At 72.7% G+C, this 18,690-nt stretch carries 14 protein-coding genes; 10 read left to right on the top strand and 4 right to left on the bottom strand.

Translation table 11 applies throughout. From position 1 onward, the window contains the following. Nucleotides 1-135: 135 nt before the first annotated feature. Both QUG98_RS02045 and QUG98_RS02040 read left to right on the top strand, forming a co-directional pair. On the top strand, nucleotides 136-1,596 hold the full coding sequence (locus tag QUG98_RS02045) for a sensor histidine kinase (RefSeq protein WP_289468965.1): 1,461 nt from the start codon (nucleotides 136-138) through the stop codon (nucleotides 1,594-1,596). Beyond that, entirely contained in the window at nucleotides 1,593-2,276 is a 684-nt protein-coding gene (locus QUG98_RS02040) for a response regulator (protein WP_289468964.1), read from the top strand. Before QUG98_RS02045 ends, QUG98_RS02040 begins: the two co-directional genes overlap by 4 nt. On the opposite strand, the gene QUG98_RS02035 is transcribed toward QUG98_RS02040, so the two are convergent. The 4 genes from QUG98_RS02035 to QUG98_RS02020 all read right to left on the bottom strand — a co-directional run bounded on the left by QUG98_RS02035 (nucleotide 2,277) and on the right by QUG98_RS02020 (nucleotide 9,601). Beyond that, entirely contained in the window at nucleotides 2,277-2,858 is a 582-nt protein-coding gene (locus QUG98_RS02035) for a class I SAM-dependent methyltransferase (RefSeq protein ID WP_289468963.1), read from the bottom strand. 562 nt (nucleotides 2,859-3,420) lie between these two features. Next, on the bottom strand, nucleotides 3,421-6,771 hold the full coding sequence (locus tag QUG98_RS02030) for an SdrD B-like domain-containing protein (protein ID WP_289468962.1): 3,351 nt from the start codon (nucleotides 6,769-6,771) through the stop codon (nucleotides 3,421-3,423). Between the two features lie 294 nt (nucleotides 6,772-7,065). Then, on the bottom strand, nucleotides 7,066-8,505 hold the full coding sequence (gene uxaC / locus QUG98_RS02025) for a glucuronate isomerase (RefSeq protein ID WP_289468961.1): 1,440 nt from the start codon (nucleotides 8,503-8,505) through the stop codon (nucleotides 7,066-7,068). Between the two features lie 55 nt (nucleotides 8,506-8,560). Further along, nucleotides 8,561-9,601, bottom strand: coding sequence for a LacI family DNA-binding transcriptional regulator (locus QUG98_RS02020; protein WP_289468960.1), 1,041 nt, complete (start codon nucleotides 9,599-9,601; stop codon nucleotides 8,561-8,563). A 143-nt stretch (nucleotides 9,602-9,744) separates the two neighbouring features. Here QUG98_RS02020 and QUG98_RS02015 point away from each other — a divergent pair, with 143 nt between their 5' ends. The 8 genes from QUG98_RS02015 (at nucleotide 9,745) to manD (ending at nucleotide 18,670) form a co-directional block, all read left to right on the top strand. Further along, complete coding sequence (locus QUG98_RS02015; RefSeq protein ID WP_289468959.1) at nucleotides 9,745-11,097, top strand: ABC transporter substrate-binding protein; 1,353 nt, start codon at nucleotides 9,745-9,747, stop codon at nucleotides 11,095-11,097. Further along, nucleotides 11,097-12,110 carry a carbohydrate ABC transporter permease gene (locus tag QUG98_RS02010; RefSeq protein ID WP_289468958.1) on the top strand — a complete coding sequence of 338 codons (1,014 nt, stop codon included), beginning with the start codon at nucleotides 11,097-11,099 and terminating at the stop codon, nucleotides 12,108-12,110. Before QUG98_RS02015 ends, QUG98_RS02010 begins: the two co-directional genes overlap by 1 nt. Then, nucleotides 12,107-13,054 (top strand): carbohydrate ABC transporter permease, encoded by a 948-nt coding sequence (locus QUG98_RS02005; RefSeq protein ID WP_058728941.1) that lies wholly within the window; start codon nucleotides 12,107-12,109, stop codon nucleotides 13,052-13,054. Before QUG98_RS02010 ends, QUG98_RS02005 begins: the two co-directional genes overlap by 4 nt. A 79-nt stretch (nucleotides 13,055-13,133) precedes the next feature. Then, complete coding sequence (locus tag QUG98_RS02000; RefSeq protein ID WP_289468957.1) at nucleotides 13,134-13,973, top strand: sugar phosphate isomerase/epimerase family protein; 840 nt, start codon at nucleotides 13,134-13,136, stop codon at nucleotides 13,971-13,973. Next, a complete protein-coding gene (locus tag QUG98_RS01995; protein WP_289468956.1) occupies nucleotides 13,970-15,172 on the top strand; it encodes a Gfo/Idh/MocA family protein in 1,203 nt (400 codons plus the stop codon). Before QUG98_RS02000 ends, QUG98_RS01995 begins: the two co-directional genes overlap by 4 nt. After that, entirely contained in the window at nucleotides 15,169-16,041 is an 873-nt protein-coding gene (locus tag QUG98_RS01990) for a sugar phosphate isomerase/epimerase family protein (protein ID WP_289468955.1), read from the top strand. The genes QUG98_RS01995 and QUG98_RS01990 overlap by 4 nt, the downstream gene beginning before the upstream one ends. Next, a complete protein-coding gene (locus tag QUG98_RS01985; RefSeq protein WP_289468954.1) occupies nucleotides 16,038-17,318 on the top strand; it encodes a mannitol dehydrogenase family protein in 1,281 nt (426 codons plus the stop codon). The genes QUG98_RS01990 and QUG98_RS01985 overlap by 4 nt, the downstream gene beginning before the upstream one ends. Continuing rightward, entirely contained in the window at nucleotides 17,315-18,670 is a 1,356-nt protein-coding gene (gene manD / locus QUG98_RS01980) for a D-mannonate dehydratase ManD (RefSeq protein ID WP_289468953.1), read from the top strand. Before QUG98_RS01985 ends, manD begins: the two co-directional genes overlap by 4 nt. Nucleotides 18,671-18,690: the final 20 nt, after the last annotated feature.

Here is an 18,690-nt window from a genome sequence, read left to right as displayed (position 1 = left end):
CGAGGGCCCACTCCCGCCTGCTCCCGCAGCCGTAGTGCCGTCCTTCCTGCACATCCGGCTACTCCCCGGGGAGTAGTCCACAGCTCCTGCCACGGCCCGATGCCGTGGTGTCCGGCCGACCCTAGGCTCGGACTCATGCACCGGACTCACACCGCCTCCGCCGAGGCGACCGACGACGAGCGGGATGGCGTCCGCCGCTTCGCCCGGGTCGGTCGAGTGCTGCCGGTCGCACTCGTGCAGGTCGCGGGGACGTTGCTGGTGGCGCGCTTCCCGAGCGGTCCGGCCGACGGTTCCACCGTCGGCCCTCGCGGCGGCCCGCCGTGGGCGTCCCACGTCCTCGGGTCCTCGGTCGCGGACCCGGCGGTCCCGGGGCCGCTCGCGATCGTGCTGCTCGTCGCCGGGGTGCTCGTCCTCCCCTGGCGGTGGCGGTGGCCGACGGCCGTCCTGCTGGTCACCCTCGCGACGACGATCGGCTACGCCCTGCTGGTCAGCCCGCGGGGACCGTTCGTGGCCGCGCTGACGATGGCCGCGGTGAACGCCTGGCTCCGTGGGCGCCGCACCACCACGGGGATCGCGCTCGGGGTGGCGGTCGCCGTGCTGCCGACCGCCGACGAGTTCCTCGGACGGACACCCGCGCGGGACCTCGACGCGGTGTTCCTCGCCGTGGCGTGGGCCGTGGTGACGCTGGCCGTCGCAGAGCTCGTCCGGGTGCGACTCGAGCGCGTTGCGGAACGTCGTCGCCGACGTGCGGCTGCGGAGCGGGACCGTGCGCGGGACGAGCGCGTCCGCATCGCCCGTGAACTCCACGACTCCGTCGCGCACAGCATGTCGCTCATCAACCTGCAGGCGGGCGTGGCGCTCCACCTGGGGTCCGAGCTCCCCGAGCAGACGCGCAGCGCGCTCGCCGACATCCGTGACACCAGCCGCGAGGCCCTGGTCGAGCTGCGGACGATCCTCGGGGTCCTGCGGTCGGTCGACGGACCCGGAGACGTCGACACCGGCGAGTCGGGCGGCCCGGAGAGCGGGTCGCACGGCGGTGGGTCGCTGCAGGATGCGTCGTCCGACCGCGGATCCGTCGGCGGGGTGACACCTCCCGGCGCTCCGGAGCGCAACCCCGTGCCCGGGCTCGACCGCCTGGCAGACCTGGTCGAACGGGCACGCGCAGCCGGGGTGGACGTCACGGCCGACGTCGAGGGGGACCTCGCGCAGCTGGACCGCACCGTCGACCGCTCGGCGTTCCGCATCGTGCAGGAGTCCCTGACGAACGTGATGAAGCACGCTCCCGAGCACCGCGCGCGCATCGCCGTGCGGGTCGAGCCGGACGTCCTCGAGCTGACGGTGCAGGACACTCCATCCCCGGGCCGCACCGCGACCGCGGACCGGCCGACGCCGCTGCTCGGCCCGTCGGGCAACGGCATCATCGGGATGCGCGAGCGAGCGACGTCTGTCGGCGGCACCCTGTCCGCCGGACCGACGCCCGACCGGGGGTGGCGCGTCGCCGCTCGACTGCCGTCGGCCGCGCCCGCGCCCGCGGCTGCGGCTGCGGCTTCGGCTGCGTCGCCGTCCCGTCTGGCCGAGACCGAGGAGCGCCCGTGACCCGCACCGATGACCCGATCCGCGTCGTGCTCGTGGATGACCAGGTGCTCATCCGCGCCGGGTTGCGGGCACTGGTCGACGCCGAACCCGGCATGACCGTGGTGGGTGAGGCCGGTGACGGCGACGAAGCCGTTGCGATCGTCCGACGGGAACGCCCCGACGTCGTGCTGATGGACATCCGCATGCCGGGGACGGACGGACTCGTCGCGACGCAGCGCATCTCGGCAGACCCGGACCTCGACGGCGTGCACGTGGTGATCCTGACGACCTTCGAGGAGGACTCGTACGTGTTCGAGGCGATCCGCGGCGGTGCGGCCGGGTTCCTCGTCAAGGACACCGAACCCGCCGAACTGCTCCGCGCGGTCCGCACCGTGCGCGCGGGGGAGTCCCTGCTGTCGCCGGGGCCGACCAGGTCCCTGGTCGCCGCCTACGCGACGCACGCCAAGCCGTCGGCACTGGCCCCCGCGCTCGACGTGCTCACCGAACGCGAGCGTCAGGTGATGCAGCTCGTCGCCCTCGGCCTCACCAACACGGAGATCGCCGAGCGACTCTTCGTCAGTCCGATGACCACGAAGACCCACGTCTCGCGGGCCATGATCAAGCTCGGCGCCCGGGACCGCGCCCAACTCGTGGTCTTCGCCTACGAGACGGGGCTGGTCACGCCGGGTTGGCAGCCGTGATCAGGATCGGTGCGCGATGAGGGCAGCGTGGGGTCGTGCGCCGAGGTCGGATCGTCGGTGCACCACGTCGACCGTGAAGCGGGCGTCCTGCAGCACGTCGACCATCCGCTCGACGGGCCAGCGGTACGCCGTCGTCACCGCGTGGTCGAACGACTCGAGGGTCGGGCCCTCGAAGAACCCGACGAGCAGCGCTCCGCCCGGTGCGAGGATGCGGTGGACCTCGGCGAGCGCCGCCGGTACCTCGGTCGGTTCGTGGTGCACGAGCGAGTACCAGGAGAGCACACCGCCGACACCGCCGTCGGGCAGGCCGGTCGACTCCATCGTCGCGGCTCGGAAGTCGACCCCGGGAGCAGCAGCACGAGCGAGTGCGACGAACCGTGGGACGGGTTCGATGCCCGTGACCGGGTGGCCGCGACGGTGGAGGTGCGCGGTCCAGTGTCCGGGGCCGCACCCCACGTCGAGCAGCGGCCCGGGTATCGCCTCCGCCCATGCCTCGACGAGCGCCCGGTCCTCGGCGTGGACGGCGCTCATCGATCCGAGGACCTCGGCGTACTCGTCCGCCCGATCTCCGTAGGCGGCCACGACGTGATCGACGCCGTGGGGCGGTGCGCCCGTTGCGCTGGCCGCGTTCGTTGCACTCACCGCGCCGGGGACACTTCCCGCGCTCGGGGTACCTTCCGCGCTCGCCGCGTTCGCTGCGCTTGCCGCGGTCTTCCGGGGGTGCTGCACAGCTCGACGGTACCGACGGGCACCGACGTGGCCGCACCGACGTGGCCGCACCGACGTGGCCGCACCGACATGATCGCGCGACGTGCACGCAGTGACGTGAGCGCACCGCCGCGAACGTCGTGACGAGGCCCCACTCGCGTGACCGCACCGACGTGACCGCACCGACGTGACCGCACCGACGTGACCGCACCGACGTGGCCGCACCGACGTGGCCGCACCGACGTGGCCGCACCGACGAGGCCGCACCGACGTGGCCGCACCGACATGACCGCACCGACGAGGCCGCGCCGTCCGGTCCGTCCCGACCTGTCGAGACTGCGCTCGACCTCGGGCCGGACGCGGGCCGGACGCGGGACGGTGGGGTCGGGCCGCCCGGCAGCGACCCGACCCCACCGCACGGGGTGTCCGACCGATGTCAGTCGGACGAATCCCGGGGCCGACGACGACCCACGAGCAGGGTCAGCCCGGGTACGAGGAGCGCGAGAGCCAGGGCCACTGCGGCGCCGATGGTCGTGCCCGTCCAGGCGAGTCGCTCGGCCGTCGGGGCGTCCGCCGCTGCGTGAGGTGCGTCTCCACTGCCCGTCGACGTGTCGCCTCCGCTTCCGGGGCTGCCGCCGGCACCGTCGTCCGGACTGCCCGGACCGCCCGGGTCACCGCCGGGTCCGGGGTCCGTCCCGCCGTCGCCTCCGTCATCGCCCCCGTCGTCGCCCCCGTCCCCGGGACCTGCTGCGACCAGTCCGGCGTCGACGGTCGTGTCCCGGCGCACCCCTTCGAGTGCACCGGTCGCGCTCGAGACCCGGTCGATCGCGACCGGCGCGGTCTCGCCGTCCGGTCCGGCGTCGGAGTCGAGCGCCGGATCGTCCCCGACGTGCTCCTCGGTGAAGTGCGTGCCGTCGGGCGCCGTGAAGTGCACGCGGTAGTCGCCCGGCCGCAGCCCGTCGAACCGGTACCCGCCCTGCTCGTCGGTGGTCGTCCGGCGTTCGACCTCGTCGCCGCGGTCGTCCGTTCCGGTGAGCGCGACGGGCACACCGCCGACACCGGGCTCGTCGTCGTCCTGCAGACCATCGTCGTTCCGGTCGTCCCACACCCGGTCACCGATCGCCCCGGCGACCACGCGGACGGTCGAGGGGTTGGACTGCACCGGCAGCGCCAGGTCGGCCGTCCTGAGCCCGAAGCGGTTCATGTAGCGGTCGCCGTCCTGCTCGCCGCTCGTCGCGAGGGTGAGCCGGTGCGTGACCGTGTCACCGGCCGCGACCGGGGTGCGCCGTTCGACCCGGACCGCGGTCACCTGCGCGAGTGCGTCCGGGCAGCCGTCCGCGCCGAACTCGTCCTCGGCGCACCAGCGGGTCGCTCCGCCTGGCTGGTTGCTCGGGTCTGCGCCGTCCAGGGAGACATCGGCGGGATCGGCGCCGGTGTACCGCACGACCTCGTCCCCGGCGGTGTCGGTGGCGACCGGCTCTGCGAGACCGACGCTGCCGTGGAAGTCCGAGCCCCGTGTGTCACCCCGGTGCGGCAGCACGTCGATCAGGTCGAGGTCGCTGATCGGGGTGTCGTCGGTGTTCGTGACGTCGAGGTCCCACTCGGGGTGGTCGCCGGTCACGACGACCGGAGCCGGTGTGCGCTTCTCGACCCCGACACCACCGGTGGTCACGACCTCGAGTCCGCGCTGGGCGGTGCGCCAGCGTCCGTCCGACCGGTCGGCCGGTGACGCGACGGTCACGGTGTTGGTGATGCGCCCTCCTGGAGCTGAGCGGTCGACCCGCGCCGAGTAGGTGATCGGGGCGATGCGGCTGTTGGGGTCGACGTCGTGCAGGGTCCAGGTCAGGCGCTGGTGCTGCTGGCCGTCGTCGCCCTGCACGGTGTCGACCTCCGGCGTCACGGATGCGCTGTCCTCGACGTAGGACGTGTGCGCCGGCAGGACGTCGCGGACCGTGACGGTGGTCGGACGTCCGTCGGCGAAGCCGTTGGTCAGGGTCGGGCGGAGTGCGTAGTCGACGGTGTTGCCGGGCACGACGGAACTCGTCCGGTCGGGGGTGTCCGCGGCGTCGTGTCCAGGGTCGACGACCACCTTGCCGACACGGACCAGGTCCTCGGTGAGCACCACGCTGTCGGCCAGCCCGCCGGCGGCGAGCTCGGGGTCCTGCTGGTCGTGCACCCACCCGGGCTGGTGGTCTCCGAAGCGGGCGTGTCCGAAGTCCCGCGCCCGGGTGCCGTCGGGAGCCCGCTCGGTCGTCACGGTGGAGTACAGCCCGGCGGAGGCCCCGCCGGCCAGGTCACCGGTCACGCGGACCGCACCGACCGCGGCGGCTCCGCCCGGGACGTCCGTCGGGTCGTCGTACCAGGGGCCGTCGCCGTCGTCGCACGTGCGCACCTGTCCCGCGGCGGGCGACACCATGTCGTAGGCGGCGTACTGCACGTGGGCGTCTGCGAAGCCGCTCGTCCAGGCGGGTGCCCGCCCGTCGATCGCCGTCAGGTGCTGCGTGCGACGGTCGAACGTGTCGCACAGGGCCGCGTTGCGGAAGGGTGCGAGCCCGGGGTTCGACATCGTGACGTCGCTGCGGAGCCGCGTGCCGGCTGTGGCCCAGGGGTCGCCGTCCTTCGCCGATCCCGCGACCACGCTCGTGCCGTCGCTGCCGAGACGCCACAGTCGCTTCCCCGCGGTGCCCGGTCCGAGCTCGACGAGGTTCCGTCGCGCGCTGTTGTCAGCCGTCGGTTCCGTGGCGCCCGGGAAGTTCGGCGTCCCGCCGACGGACGTCGTCTGCAGCGGCGTGAAGGTGTTCACCGACTCGACGGACGTCGGCGCGGACGGCGTGGGCATCCACAGCGCGATCCACCCGCTCACGACGTACGGCTTCGCGCCGCCGCTGATCGGACCGCCGCCGATGTTCCGCCCGGGCATCCGCGCGGCGTCCGTCACGGCGCCGTCGATCGTCACGTCGACGTCCCCGCCCGGCTCCGCCTGCGTGCACGTGACGGTGCCGGAGTCGACCACGGCACGGTCGCCCCCGCCGCGGCCACCCGGCAGGCCGCCGAACCGCACACCGTCCTCGCCGTTCCGACCGCAGGCGGGTCGACCGCCGTTCCACAGCACCGCGTGCGAGGGGCGGTCACCGAGCAGGCGGGACAGGTCGTCGGTGAAGTGCATGGCGCCGGTGCTCCGTTCGAAGCCGAGCAGGCCCTGTCCGGGGACGGGGGACTGCCAGTCGACGGTCATCGGGTAGATCAGCTGCACCCCTGGGCTGCCGTCCGGGCCGGGGACGTCGGTGCGCAGGGTCGAGCCGACCACGGCCTTGCTGAGGTTGTACCGCGGTGCTGCCGACACCACGGTCGTCGCCGAGGTGACCGGTGCGGTCGGTCCGGCGTCGTCCGCGGAGGCGGTGCCGGTCACGGCGATCCGGTCGCCGTCCCGCAGGTCACCGGAGACGTCGAGCACGGCGGGGACGGCGACGGCGTGCCCGGAGGCGACGTCGCCGAGGTCACAGGTGAGCCGCTGGCCCTCGACCCCGGACCCGGACCCGGAGCCGCTGCACGCGAGCGGTACGCCTGCCCAGCTCGTGCCCGCCGGGGCGTCGAGCACGAAGCGCTCGTGGTGCGCGGTGCCGTCGCCGGCGTTCACGGTGACGCGGTAGGTCACGGCGTCACGGGTCCGGACCACGCCGTTCGCGGGACCCCGGTCGGCGCCGGGACCGTCCCCGGGGGTGAAGGGGCCGTGGCCGTCGGCGGCGACCTCGACGGCCAGGCCGACCACCGACTCCGGCGCGGGCACCGCAGCGACAGCACCGGTCGGCCCGAGCAGGACGGCGGGGACCGCCAGGGCGACCGCGCCCAGCGCACCGCCCGCGCGGCGGGTTCGGTCGTGACGGACCGACGGGACACGACGAGCGGACGGAGGGCGAGGGGTCGGAGGGCGAGGGGTCGGCGAAGGGTGACGTTCGGGCGACGGGCGACGGGACATGGCGCTCCTCGATCGGGATCAGGGTGGACGACGGACGCCCCACCCTGTGACGGCGAGGACCGCAGCGCCGAACACTCTGCATGTCACATACGAACCTGACTCCGATCAGAGCTTGAAGGTCGCCCTCGGGACGTCCGACACGATCCGCCGCGCGGTGTGCACCGCGTCCTCCTCGCTGAGCTGGTGCGTCACCACGAGCGACGCCAGGTACGCCGCGTCCGCCCGACGGGCCATGTCGTGCCGGGCCGGGATCGAGCAGTAGGCCCTGGTGTCGTCGATGAACCCCGAGGTCTTCGTGAACCCGGCCGAGTCCGTCACCGCCGCCCGGTAGCGTCCGATCGCCGCCGGGGTGTCGATGAACCACCACGGGGCTCCCGCGTACACCGCCGGGTAGAAGCCGGCGAGCGGCCCGATCTCCCGCGAGAACACCGTCTCGTCCACCGTGAAGAGCACGAGGTGGAAGCCCGGTGTGGTCCCGAACGCCTCGAGCAACGGGCGGAGCGGCTCGGTGAACGCGCCCACCGCGGGCAGGTCGTGTCCGGTGTCCGGGCCGAAGCGCTCGAGCGTGGGCGCGTGGTGGTTCCGGACCACCCCCGGGTGCAGCTGCATGACGAGGCCGTCCTCGACGCTCATCTCGGCCCACCGGAAGAGCATGTCGTGACGGTAGGCGACGGCCTCGGCCGCGGTGACACCCGACGGCCCTTGCTGCGCCGCCGCGTGGATGCGCGCGCGCTCCGCCGCGGACAGCGGCGTCGACCCCGCGTCGAGCACCCCCGTGTCGGTCGCGGTCGCACCGTGCTCGATGAAGTACCGACGCCGGTCCCGCAGTGCCGCCAGCAGCCCGTCGTGGGTACCCGTGTCGATGCCGGACGCCTCGCCGATCGACGCGACCACGTGCCTCCAGTCCGGACGCGACGGGTCGAACACGGCGTCGGCGCGGAACGTGGGGAGCACCCGCCCGGTGAAGGACGGGTCGGCAGCGAGCCGCGCGTGCGCGGCGAGGTCGTCGGCGGGACCGTCGGTGGTGGCGAGGACCTCGATGCCGAAGGAGTCGAACAGTGCGCGAGGGCGGAGTGCTGGCGTCGCCAGCGCCGCTGCGATGCGGTCGTACTGCTCGTCGGCGTTGGTGGCCGACGGGTGCTCGGTCAGGCCGAAGACGTCGTGGAGCTCCGTCTCGAACCAGTAGCGGACCGGCGTGCCGGTGAAGTCGTCCCAGTGCTCGGCGAGGCGGCGCCAGACCTCGCGGCCGTCGGGGAGCGGGTGCGCGCCCGAGTGGTCGGGGCGTCCGAGGTCCTGCAGCCCGACGCCGTTGGCGTGCAGGAGGCGCAGGACGTAGTGGTCGGGTGTCACCAGCAGCGCAGCGGGGTCCGGGAACGGTTGGTCGTCCGCGATGAGCGCCGCGTCGACGTGCCCGTGCGGCGAGATGATCGGCAGGTCGCGGACCGCGTCGTACACCGTGCGCGCGACGGCACGGGCGCCCGGGTCGGCCGGGAACAGCCGGTCGGGGTGCGGCGCGAGCGGCGTGGTGGTGCTGGTGGAGGACATCATCGGCTCCTTCGGGCGAGGCGGGCTGGGCGGGACGGGACGGGACCGGTCGAGGTCAGCGGGGACGCGCGGGTGCCGGACCCGTGGACCCCCGGACGGTCAGGTGGGTGGGCAGTGCGACGGCGCCGGAGGCGTGCTCGCCCGGCAGCTCGTCGGCGGGCAGGGCATCCAGCCGTCCGAGCAGCATCCGGATCGCCACCCGTCCGGCACGCTCGATCGGCGAGGTCATCGTCGTGAGCGGCGGGTTGCAGAAGTCGGCGCCGAAGATGTCGTCGCAGCCGACGACGCTCATGTCCTCCGGCACCCGGATGCCGCGCTCCCGGAGCCGGGTGAGCATCCCGATCGCGATGAGGTCGTTGAACGCGATGCAGGCGGTCGCTCCGGCGTGCACGGCGGCGTCGGCGGCCGCTGCTCCCGAGTCCACGAACGGCGCGTGCGGACCGATCCGTGCGACCCGCACCCCGAGATGCTTCGCGACGCGCACGAGTGCACGCCAGCGGCGCTCGTTCGACCACGAGCTGTCCGGCCCGGCGACGTACAGCACGTCGCGGTGCCCGAGGGAGACGAGGTGCTGCACGGCCTGCTCGACCCCGCCAGGGGTGTCGATGAGCACCGACGGCACCCCGGCCGGACGTCGGTTCACGACGACGAGCGGCGTGCGCTCGGCGAACCGGGCGATCTGCGCGTCGGACAGGCGGGAGGCGGTGAGTACGGCACCGTCGGCCTTGCCGGCGACGGCGCTCAGCGCGGCGACCTCGGCCTCGGCGGACTCCTCGGTGTCGACGAGCAGCTGCGTCCAGCCGGCGGCGGCGAGCTGGTGCTGCGTGCCCCGGATGACGTCGAAGTAGAACGGGTTCGTGATGTCCGACACCAGGACGGCGACCGCCCGGGTCCGGCCGGACGTGAGCGCCCGGGCCTGCGAGTTCGGGACGTAGCCGAGCTCCCGCGCCGCCTGCTGGATCCGCTGCTGCGTCGCGTGGTTCACGCGGTCCGGCAGCGACAGCGCGCGCGACACGGTGGACGGTGCCACCCCGGTCGCATCGGCGATGTCCCGGATGGTCACCCGCCGCGAGGTGTCCGTGTCTGCGCTGCTCACGAGGCGAAGCTAGGCCGGGTTGGCAACAAGTGGCAACCGGTTGCCGTTTGTTGCCACGAACGGGACAGTGGTGGCACGTCGGCAGCGCAGCCGCCGTCCCGGGCACCGTCGCCCGGGGGAGATGTCGAGGAGGACACCCCCGCATGAGCACAGGAAGACGCAGGACCCGCGTCCTGGTCGGTGCCGCCGTCGTCGCCGTCGCCGCCCTCTCGCTGCAGGGCTGCGCGATCGTGGACGGCAGCGGCGACGACCCGGACACCCTCCGCGTGATGATGGGCGCGGACACGACCTACCCGAAGGAACGGGCGCAGTGGCAGCGGGAGACCGCCGCCGAGTTCGAGCGGACCACGGGCGCCGACATCCAGTGGGAGACCTACTCGACCCCGCAGGAGGAACTCACCGCGATCCAGACCAGCGTCATCTCCGGACAGGGTCCCGACGTGTACGCGATCGGGACGACCTTCACCCCGACGGCCTACGCCACCGGCGCCTTCGTCGAGATGGGTGCGGAGCAGTGGGAGGCGGTCGGCGGCAAGGACCAGTTCGCGCCGGCGTCGCTCGGCATCTCCGGACCGAGCACGTCGAAGCAGATCGGGATCCCGTTCGCCAGTCGGCCGTTCGTGATGGCGGTGAACACCGAGCTCCTCGCTCGCGCCGGGATCACGGACCTGCCGACGTCATGGGACCAGCTCACCGAGGACGCCCGGAAGACCACCGGTGACGGGACCTACGGCATGGCGATCGCCTACGCCGACGGGTTCGACCCGTGGAAGTTCGTGTGGGGCATGGCGCAGAACGCCGGCAACACGATCGTCGACGGTGGCACGGCCGAGATCGACGCCCCCGCGGTCGAGCAGGCCTACCGCACCTACTTCGACTGGGTGACGAAGGACGGCGTGGTCGACCCCGCGGCGATCGGCTGGAACAACCCGCAGGCCCTCGCGCAGTTCGCCGACGGCAAGGCCGCGTTCTTCCCGATGACGACGACGACGTCGCTCAACTCGCTGAAGGGCTCCGCGGTGGACGGCAAGTACGAGTACGCCCTGCTGCCGACCGTGCCGCCGGGTGCATCCGAGCGCCCCGCCGACGGCATCGAGGCGGCGAGCATCCTGTCCGGGGACAACCTCGTCGTCGCCGACTACGGCTCCAAGCAGGACCTGTCGTTCGCGTTCGTCAAGCAGGTGTCGTCGCCCCAGGCGCAGGAACGCTACTTCGAGCTCTTCGGGCAGCTGCCGACGAACTCCGTCGCCGCCGACCGCATCGCCGAGCAGAACCCCGACCTCGCCCCCATCGTCCGCGCCGGCGAACTGTCGAAGCCCACCGCCTTCACCGGCGCGTGGTCGGACGTGCAGCTCTCGCTCGTCGACGTCGTCGTGCAGTCGATCCCGTCGCTGAAGAGCGGCGAGGTCAGCGACGACCAGCTCCGGAAGCGCCTCGCAGCGGCGCAGCGGGACGCCCAGGCAACGCTCGACCGCCAGAAGAACGGAGGGCTGTGATGACCACCACGCAGGCCCGGCCCCCCCGGGAGACCCCGCGCGCGGTCCGCCCGCACGGGACGACCCCGCTGGTCAAGCGCGAGCGTCCGCTGTGGATGCTCCTGCCCGGCGGCGTCCTCATGCTCGCCGTCATCGTCGTCCCGCTGCTCGTCGGCGTGTACATCGCGATGCTCGACCTCGACCAGTACACCCTCCGCCAGTGGTTCAGCGCCCCCTTCGTCGGGTTCGCGAACTTCGCAGAGGCCTTCACCGACTCGCCGCTCCTGCACTCGATCTGGATCTCGGTGTCGCTGTCCGTGCTCGTCACCGCGGTCACCGTGCCGATCGGGGTCGCCGCGGCGGTGTCCACGCAGAACCGGTTCCCCGGTCGCGGGCTCGTCCGGTCGATCTACCTGGTGCCCTACGTGCTGCCGGCCTTCGTCGTCGGGACGTTCTTCCGGACGATGCTCCAGCCGCAGGGCGTGGTGAACACCGTGCTCGGCACCGACGTCCTCTGGTTGAACGGCTCCGCGTCCTACTGGGCACTCGCCGGTGTCATGGTCTGGACGAGCTGGCCGTTCGTCTACCTGCTCTCGCTCGCCGGGCTGCAGGCGGTCGACAACGAGGTGCACGAGGCCGCAGCACTGGACGGCGTGACGTGGTGGGCGAAGCTCCGCTACATCGTGTTCCCGTACCTGCGCGGCCCGCTCAGCCTGGCGGTCATCATCTCGATCCTGCACAACATCAACAACTTCACGCTGCCGTTCGTGCTGTTCGGGAACCCCCTGCCGTCGAGCGTCGAGGTGATGCCCGTCCTGACGTACATCGCGAGCTTCCAGTCGTTCCGCTTCGGCCTGTCCGCGGCGATGGCGATCTGCTCGCTGGTGATCGTCGCGATCCCGCTCTTCGTCTACCTGCGGGCCGTCCGGCTCGACACCGGTGACGACGCGGGCCCCACCCGGAAGCAGCGCCGCGCCGACCGCGCCGTACTCGCCGCTCCGGCCGCCGCCGACATCGAGGGAGCCCGCGCATGAGCGCCTTCAGCCAGACCCGCACCCGCCCCACCGCGACGCTCACCGAGAGCATCACCGCCGGCGGCGCGAAGCGCCCGAAGCGTCCGTACGACACCGACGTCACCCGGCTGCTGCCCCGGTGGCTGCTGGTCACCGTGATCGTGCTCCTCGTCGCGTTCATCGCCGTCCCGGTGCTGTACATCCTGTTCGGCTCGGTGAACTCCGACGTCGCGGTCGCCCGCGGCGAGTACTTCCCCTCCGAGTTCACGCTGTCGAACTACGTGGCGATCTGGGACACGGTGGCGCTCGGGCAGGGGCTGGTGAACTCGTTGCTCACCGCCGGTGCGGTCGCCGTCGCGAGTGCCGCGCTCGCCGTGTCCACCGCCTACGTGCTCGTCCGGTTCCGGTTCCTCGGCCGCCTGACGATCCTCCGGGGGCTCCTCGCCCTGCAGTCCATCCCCGGCACCCTGCTGCTCCTGCCCGTCTTCGTCGTGTTCGCCAACATCGCCAGCGCCACCGGCGTGCAGGTGATCGGGACCCGCTGGGGCCTCTTCGTCACCTACCTGACCTTCGCCCTGCCCTTCTCGACGTGGGTGATGGTCACGTACCTGCGCGGTCTCCCGAAGGAGCTCGAGGAGGCGGCCCGCATCGACGGCGCGTCGAGCACCCGCATCCTGCGGAGCGTCGTGCTGCCGCTCTCGTGGCCGGGCATCGTCGTCTCGGCGATCTTCGCCTTCCTGCTCGGCTGGAACGACGTGCTCTTCAGCACGATCATGACGACCCCGAACACCCGCACGGTCGCCGTGGTGCTGCAGGTGCTCGGCACCGCCCAGGAGGGCGGCGCCGTCCCGATCTACGGCCAGATGATGGCCGCCTCGATCGTCTGCGCCGTCCCCGTCGTCGCGCTCTACCTGATCTTCCAGCGCTACCTGGTCGGCGGGCTCACCGCCGGTTCCGTCAAGTAGCGATCGCAACCAGACGACGGACGGGAGGCGCGGTGCCAGCCCGCCCCGCGCCTCCAGTCCGTCCCACGAAGGGGATGCCATGACCGACCAGCCAACGTGGGAGCTCTCCGGCTTCGGCGACGAGATCGACGCCGACCCGGTCGTCCAGGTCGCGGTGCTGCAGGCGCTCGGCGCCAGCGCGATCGAGGTGCGGAGCGCCTGGGGGACGAACGTCGTCGACCTCGACGACGACCAGCTCGCCGGGCTGCACCGCCTGTTCGAGGAGCGCGGACAGACCGTCTCCGCCATCGCCTCGCCGATCGGCAAGGTCGTCGTCGACCGGCCCGTCGAGCACGAGGTCGAGCGGCTCGGCCGCGCGATCGCCGCCGCCCACGCCCTCGGCACGACGAACATCCGGATCTTCTCGTTCTACTTCGACGGCCGCACCGCCGACGAGGTGCGCGACGACGTCATGGTCCGGATGCGGGCGCTCGCCGACCTCGCCGAGCGTGAGGGCGTCACGCTGCTGCACGAGAACGAGAAGGACATCTACGGCGACGTGCCCGAGCGTGTGCTCGACATCGTCGAGAGCGTCGGGTCGAGCGCGCTCCGGCTCGCCTGGGACAACGCGAACTACGTGCAGTGCGGCGTCCGACCCTTCACCGACGGATGGGCGCAGCTCGCACCGTACGTCGACTACCTGCAGGTCAAGGACGCCCTCACCGCGGACGCCTCGGTGGTCCCGGCGGGGGAGGGCGACGGCGAACTCCTCGAGACCCTCACCGCGCTGCGCGATGCCGGGTACTCCGGGTACGCCTCCCTCGAACCGCACCTCAGCGACTTCACCTCCCTCGGCGGGTTCTCCGGTCCCGCGGCCTTCGGCCGTGCCGGACGGGCCCTCCGCTCCCTCACCGACCAGATCGGAGTCACCCTGCGATGAGCACCCCACTGAAGTTGGCGGTCGTCGGCGCCGGCGTCATCGGACGCCACCACGCCCGCGTCGCGCTGCAGCACCCGGACCTGCGGGTCGTCGCCCTCGTCGACGCCGTCCCTGCGGCCGCCACCGGCGCCGCCGACGAGCTCGAGGCCGCGGGCGCCGACCGCCCGATCACCACCGCGACCATCGAGGAAGCCATCGCGCAGACCGACATCGACGTCGTCGCGATCTGCTCCCCGTCCGGCATGCACGTCCAGCTGGCCGAGGCGGCGCTCGCCGCCGGCAAGCACGTCGTCATCGAGAAGCCGCTCGACACCACGATGCCCCGGGCCCGCCAGATCGCGGCGCTCGCCGCGGCCGCCCGATCGCGGGGGCTCGTCACGAGCGTGATCAGCCAGCACCGTTTCGACCCGGCGTCGGTCGCCGTCGCGGGGGCTGCGCACGGGGGCGACTTCGGCACGGTGACCTCCGGTGTCGCGAGCGTCGCCTGGTACCGCTCGCAGGGCTACTACGACTCGGGTGACTGGCGCGGCACCTGGGCGCTCGACGGCGGCGGCGCGGTGATGAACCAGGGCGTGCACACCGTCGACCTGCTCGTCTGGGCGCTCGGCCGTCCGGAGGAGATCTCGGCGCAGGTCGGGCTCCTGGCGCACGACCGCATCGAGGTCGAGGACACCGCCGTCGCGACGGTCCGGTTCCGGAACGGCGCCCTCGGGGTGATCCACTGCACGACCGCCGCGTACCCGGGACTCTCGGCGCGCTACGCGGTGTACGGCACGCACGGCTCGGCGATCGTCGACGACGACCGGCTCGCGTACTTCCACGTCGCGCCGGACGCCACGACGCTCGAGTCGGCCTCGACGACGGCCAACGCCACCGCGGTCGCCGACGCCGTCGACCAGAAGCACGACGTCGTCCCACCGGAGCACGTCGTCGGCGGCCCGGCGGAGCCCGACCACTTCGCCGCCGGGCACGCACGTCAGTACACGGACGTCGTCGCCGCGATCCGGCAGGGCCGCGACCCCGGCGTGACCGTCGACGACGCCCTCGTGTCGCTCGCCACCGTGCGCGGGCTCTACGTCAGCGCGACGCTCGGGCGTCCGGTCCGGATCGACGACGTCATCGCGGGGGAGTACGACGACGTCGAACCGGTCGTCGCGGCCCCGTCCACCGCCGCCGTCACCGAAGGAGCCACCCGATGAAGTTCTCCGTGTTCACCGCGTCCACACCCGACTGGACCCCGTCACAGGCAGCATCCACGCTCGCCGAGCAGGGCTGGGACGGCATCGAGTGGCGGATCGTCGACGACCGCACCGAGGACGGTTCATCCGGCTTCTGGGCCGGCAACCGGTCGACCTGGCAGTACACCGGCATCGCGGACCGGGTCGGCGAGATCGCCCGCACCACCGAGGCGGCCGGTCTCGAGTACTCCGGCGTCGGCGGGTACCAGCCGGTGTCCGACCGAGCGGGCGTCGAGACGATGCTCCGCGTGACGAGCGAGCTGGGGGCCCGCCAGGTGCGGGTCACCATGCCCTGGTACCGGCGCGAGCGGGAGCGGACGGGAGCCACGTACGGCGAGCTCTTAGACCGCACGCGCGCCGACCTCGAGTGGGCCGCCGGACGCGCTGCCGACCTCGGGGTCAAGGCGCTCGTCGAGCTGCACCACATGACGATCACCCCGTCGGCGTCGGCCGCGCTCCGGCTGGTGGACGGCCTCGACCCCGAGCACGTCGGCGTCATCCACGACCTCGGCAACCTCGTGATCGAGGGGCAGGAGGACCACCTGGCCGCCTTCGAGCTCCTCGGCCCGTACCTCGCCCACGCGCACGTCAAGAACGCCCGCTGGGTCGACACCGGCGAGACCCGTGCCGACGGCAGCCGGATCTGGCGGAACGAGTGGGCACCGCTCCGTGACGGTCAGGCATCAGTGTCCGAGTACCTCGACGCCCTGCGGCAGCACGGCTACGACGGCTGGGTCACCATCGAGGACTTCTCCACCGACCTGCCGCTCGCCGAGCGCACCGCCGACAACCTCGCCTACCTGCGCTCGCTGGCCCCGGTGGCGGCATGAGCCGTCGTCCCGGGATCGTGCACCTCGGCATCGGGGCGTTCGCGCGCGCCCACCTCGCCTGGTACACCCACCGCGTCGACGGCGAGACCTGGGGCATCACGGCCTTCACCGGTCGGTCGCCGTCGGCGGCCGAGGCCCTGTCGGCGCAGGACTGCCGGTACACGCTGGTGACCCGCGCGGCCGACGGCGACACCGCCGAGGTGGTCGACACGATCGTGGCGGCCCACCCCGGCAGCGACGACACGGCCTGGAGGCACCTGGTCGCGTCCCCGGGGACGACCGTCGTCACGCTGACGGTCACCGAGGCCGGCTACCGCGCCGGCTCGGACGTGCCGGCCCGGCTGGTCGACGGGCTCGCCGCCCGACGGGCCGCCGGCGGCGGCCGGATCGCCCTGGCGTCGCTCGACAACCTGACGCACAACGGCGAGGTGCTCCGCGATGCCGTGCTCGGGGCGACGGAGGACCCGGAGCTCGCGGCGTGGATCGGGTCGACGGTCGCGTTCCCGTCGTCGATGGTCGACCGGATCACCCCCGCCACCACGGACGACGACGTCGAGGAGCTCGCCGACCTGCCCGGTGCACTGGCTGGGGACCGCGTCCCCGTCGTCACCGAGCCCTTCGCCGAGTGGGTGCTCGAGGACGCCTTCGACGGCATCGACCGGCCTGCGTGGGAGACCGCCGGCGTCCGACTGGTGCCCGACGTCACCCCGTACGAGCGGCGGAAGCTCTGGCTGCTCAACGGCTCGCACTCGCTCCTGGCGTACCTCGGGCTGCTCCTCGGCCACGAGACCGTCGCCGCTGCGATGGACGACCCCCGGTGCCGGAGCGCCGTCGAGCAGCTCTGGGACGAGGCCGCCGCCGAGCTCCCGCTGCCCGACGACGAGGTCGCCGCCTCCCGGGCCGCACTCGTCGAGCGGTTCGCGAACCCGCGCATCCGGCACACGCTGCGCCAGATCGCGTCCGGCGGCTCGCAGAAGCTGCCCGTCCGCGTCGTCGACGTCCTGCGTCGGCGACTCGAGCGCGACCCGGGTGCCGGCGTCGGTCCGGGAGCCGCGACCCTGCTCGCCGCCTGGTGGCTGCACTGCACCACGCAGCCCGAGCTGGTGGACGACGCCGGAGCGCCCGGGCCAGACTCGGACGTGCACGACGTCCTGGGGTTCGTCGCGCCCGACCTCGACACCACCCCCGTGGTGGCCGCCGTCACCGCGGCCGCCGACCGCATCCGCGCCGCTGTGGCATCCGCACGCGGCACCGTCGACGAAGGAGTCCACGCATGACCGACACCGACACCACGAACCTGGCAGCGCCCGTCCCCGGCGCGGCCGACGGCGGCGCGGCGACGGACCCGACCGCCGGCCGCCCGGACACCTGGGCGTCGGCGGACCGCGGGCAGCTCATCGACCGGGCCGAGGTCGTCGTCACGAGCCCGGACCGGAACTTCGTCACCCTGAGGATCACCACCGTGGACGGCGTCACGGGGCTCGGCGACGCCACGCTCAACGGCCGCGAGCTCGCCGTCGCCGCGTTCCTGTCCGAGCACGTCGTCCCGTTGCTCGCAGGGCGCGACGCCAGCCGCATCGAGGACGCCTGGCAGTTCCTCTACCGGTCGTCGTACTGGCGCCGCGGACCGGTCACGATGGCCGCGATTGCCGCCGTCGACATGGCGCTGTGGGACATCAAGGCCAAGGTTGCCGGGATGCCGCTCTACCAGCTGCTCGGCGGGGCGTCGCGCACCGGACTGATGGCGTACGGGCACGCCTCCGGCAAGGAGTTGCCCGAGCTGTTCGACTCGATCCGCGAGCACCAGGCCGAGGGGTACCGGTCGATCCGCGTGCAGACCGGCGTGCCCGGGCTCGAGAGCATCTACGGCATCGCGTCGAACAAGACGACCGAGGGCAACGCCGGCGTCCGGTACGACTTCGAGCCCGCGCAGCGCGGAGCGTTCCCGGCGATGGAGGACTGGGACACCCGGGCCTACCTGCGGCACGTGCCCACCGTGTTCGAGGCCGTCCGCAACGAGTTCGGCCCCGAGCTGCCGCTCCTGCACGACGGCCACCACCGGATGACCCCGCTGCAGGCCGCCAAGCTCGGCAAGAGCCTGGAGCCCTACGACCTGTTCTGGCTCGAGGACTGCACCCCCGCCGAGAACCAAGAGGCGCTGAAGCTCGTCCGGCAGCACACCACCACGCCGCTCGCGATCGGCGAGGTCTTCAACACGATCTGGGACTTCAAGGACATCATCCGCGACCAGCTCATCGACTACGTGCGTGGAGCCGTGACCCACATGGGTGGCGTCACCCCGCTGCGGAAGACGATGGACTACGCGGCGATGTACCAGATCAAGTCCGGGTTCCACGGGCCGACCGACATCTCGCCCGTCGGCCTCGCGGCGCAGATGCACCTCGGCTTGGCGATCCACAACTTCGGCATCCAGGAGTACATGCAGCACGGACCGCGGACGAACCAGGTGTTCCGGCAGACCTTCACCTTCACGGACGGCTACCTGCACCCGGGCGACGAGCCGGGCCTCGGCGTGACGCTCGACCTCGACGAGGCGGGGAAGTACCCGTACGAGCAGGCGTACCTGCCGTTCAACCGCCTGGCCGACGGCACCGTCCACGACTGGTAGGCCCGCGTCGCAGCACGGGC

The organism is Curtobacterium subtropicum (assembly GCF_030362975.1).
GTDB lineage: Bacteria > Actinomycetota > Actinomycetes > Actinomycetales > Microbacteriaceae > Curtobacterium > Curtobacterium subtropicum.
Note: the sequence above shows the minus strand (reverse complement) of the source record. Positions and strands in the feature narration are given on the sequence as shown.

Coding starts and splice junctions, on each gene's coding strand:
- QUG98_RS02045 (WP_289468965.1), top strand. CDS start 136: ATGCACCGGACTCACACCGCCTCCGCCGAGGCGACCGACGACGAGCGG.
- uxaC (WP_289468961.1), bottom strand. CDS start 8,505: ATGTCCTCCACCAGCACCACCACGCCGCTCGCGCCGCACCCCGACCGG.
- QUG98_RS02015 (WP_289468959.1), top strand. CDS start 9,745: ATGAGCACAGGAAGACGCAGGACCCGCGTCCTGGTCGGTGCCGCCGTC.
- QUG98_RS02010 (WP_289468958.1), top strand. CDS start 11,097: ATGACCACCACGCAGGCCCGGCCCCCCCGGGAGACCCCGCGCGCGGTC.
- QUG98_RS02005 (WP_058728941.1), top strand. CDS start 12,107: ATGAGCGCCTTCAGCCAGACCCGCACCCGCCCCACCGCGACGCTCACC.
- QUG98_RS02000 (WP_289468957.1), top strand. CDS start 13,134: ATGACCGACCAGCCAACGTGGGAGCTCTCCGGCTTCGGCGACGAGATC.
- QUG98_RS01995 (WP_289468956.1), top strand. CDS start 13,970: ATGAGCACCCCACTGAAGTTGGCGGTCGTCGGCGCCGGCGTCATCGGA.
- QUG98_RS01990 (WP_289468955.1), top strand. CDS start 15,169: ATGAAGTTCTCCGTGTTCACCGCGTCCACACCCGACTGGACCCCGTCA.
- QUG98_RS01985 (WP_289468954.1), top strand. CDS start 16,038: ATGAGCCGTCGTCCCGGGATCGTGCACCTCGGCATCGGGGCGTTCGCG.
- manD (WP_289468953.1), top strand. CDS start 17,315: ATGACCGACACCGACACCACGAACCTGGCAGCGCCCGTCCCCGGCGCG.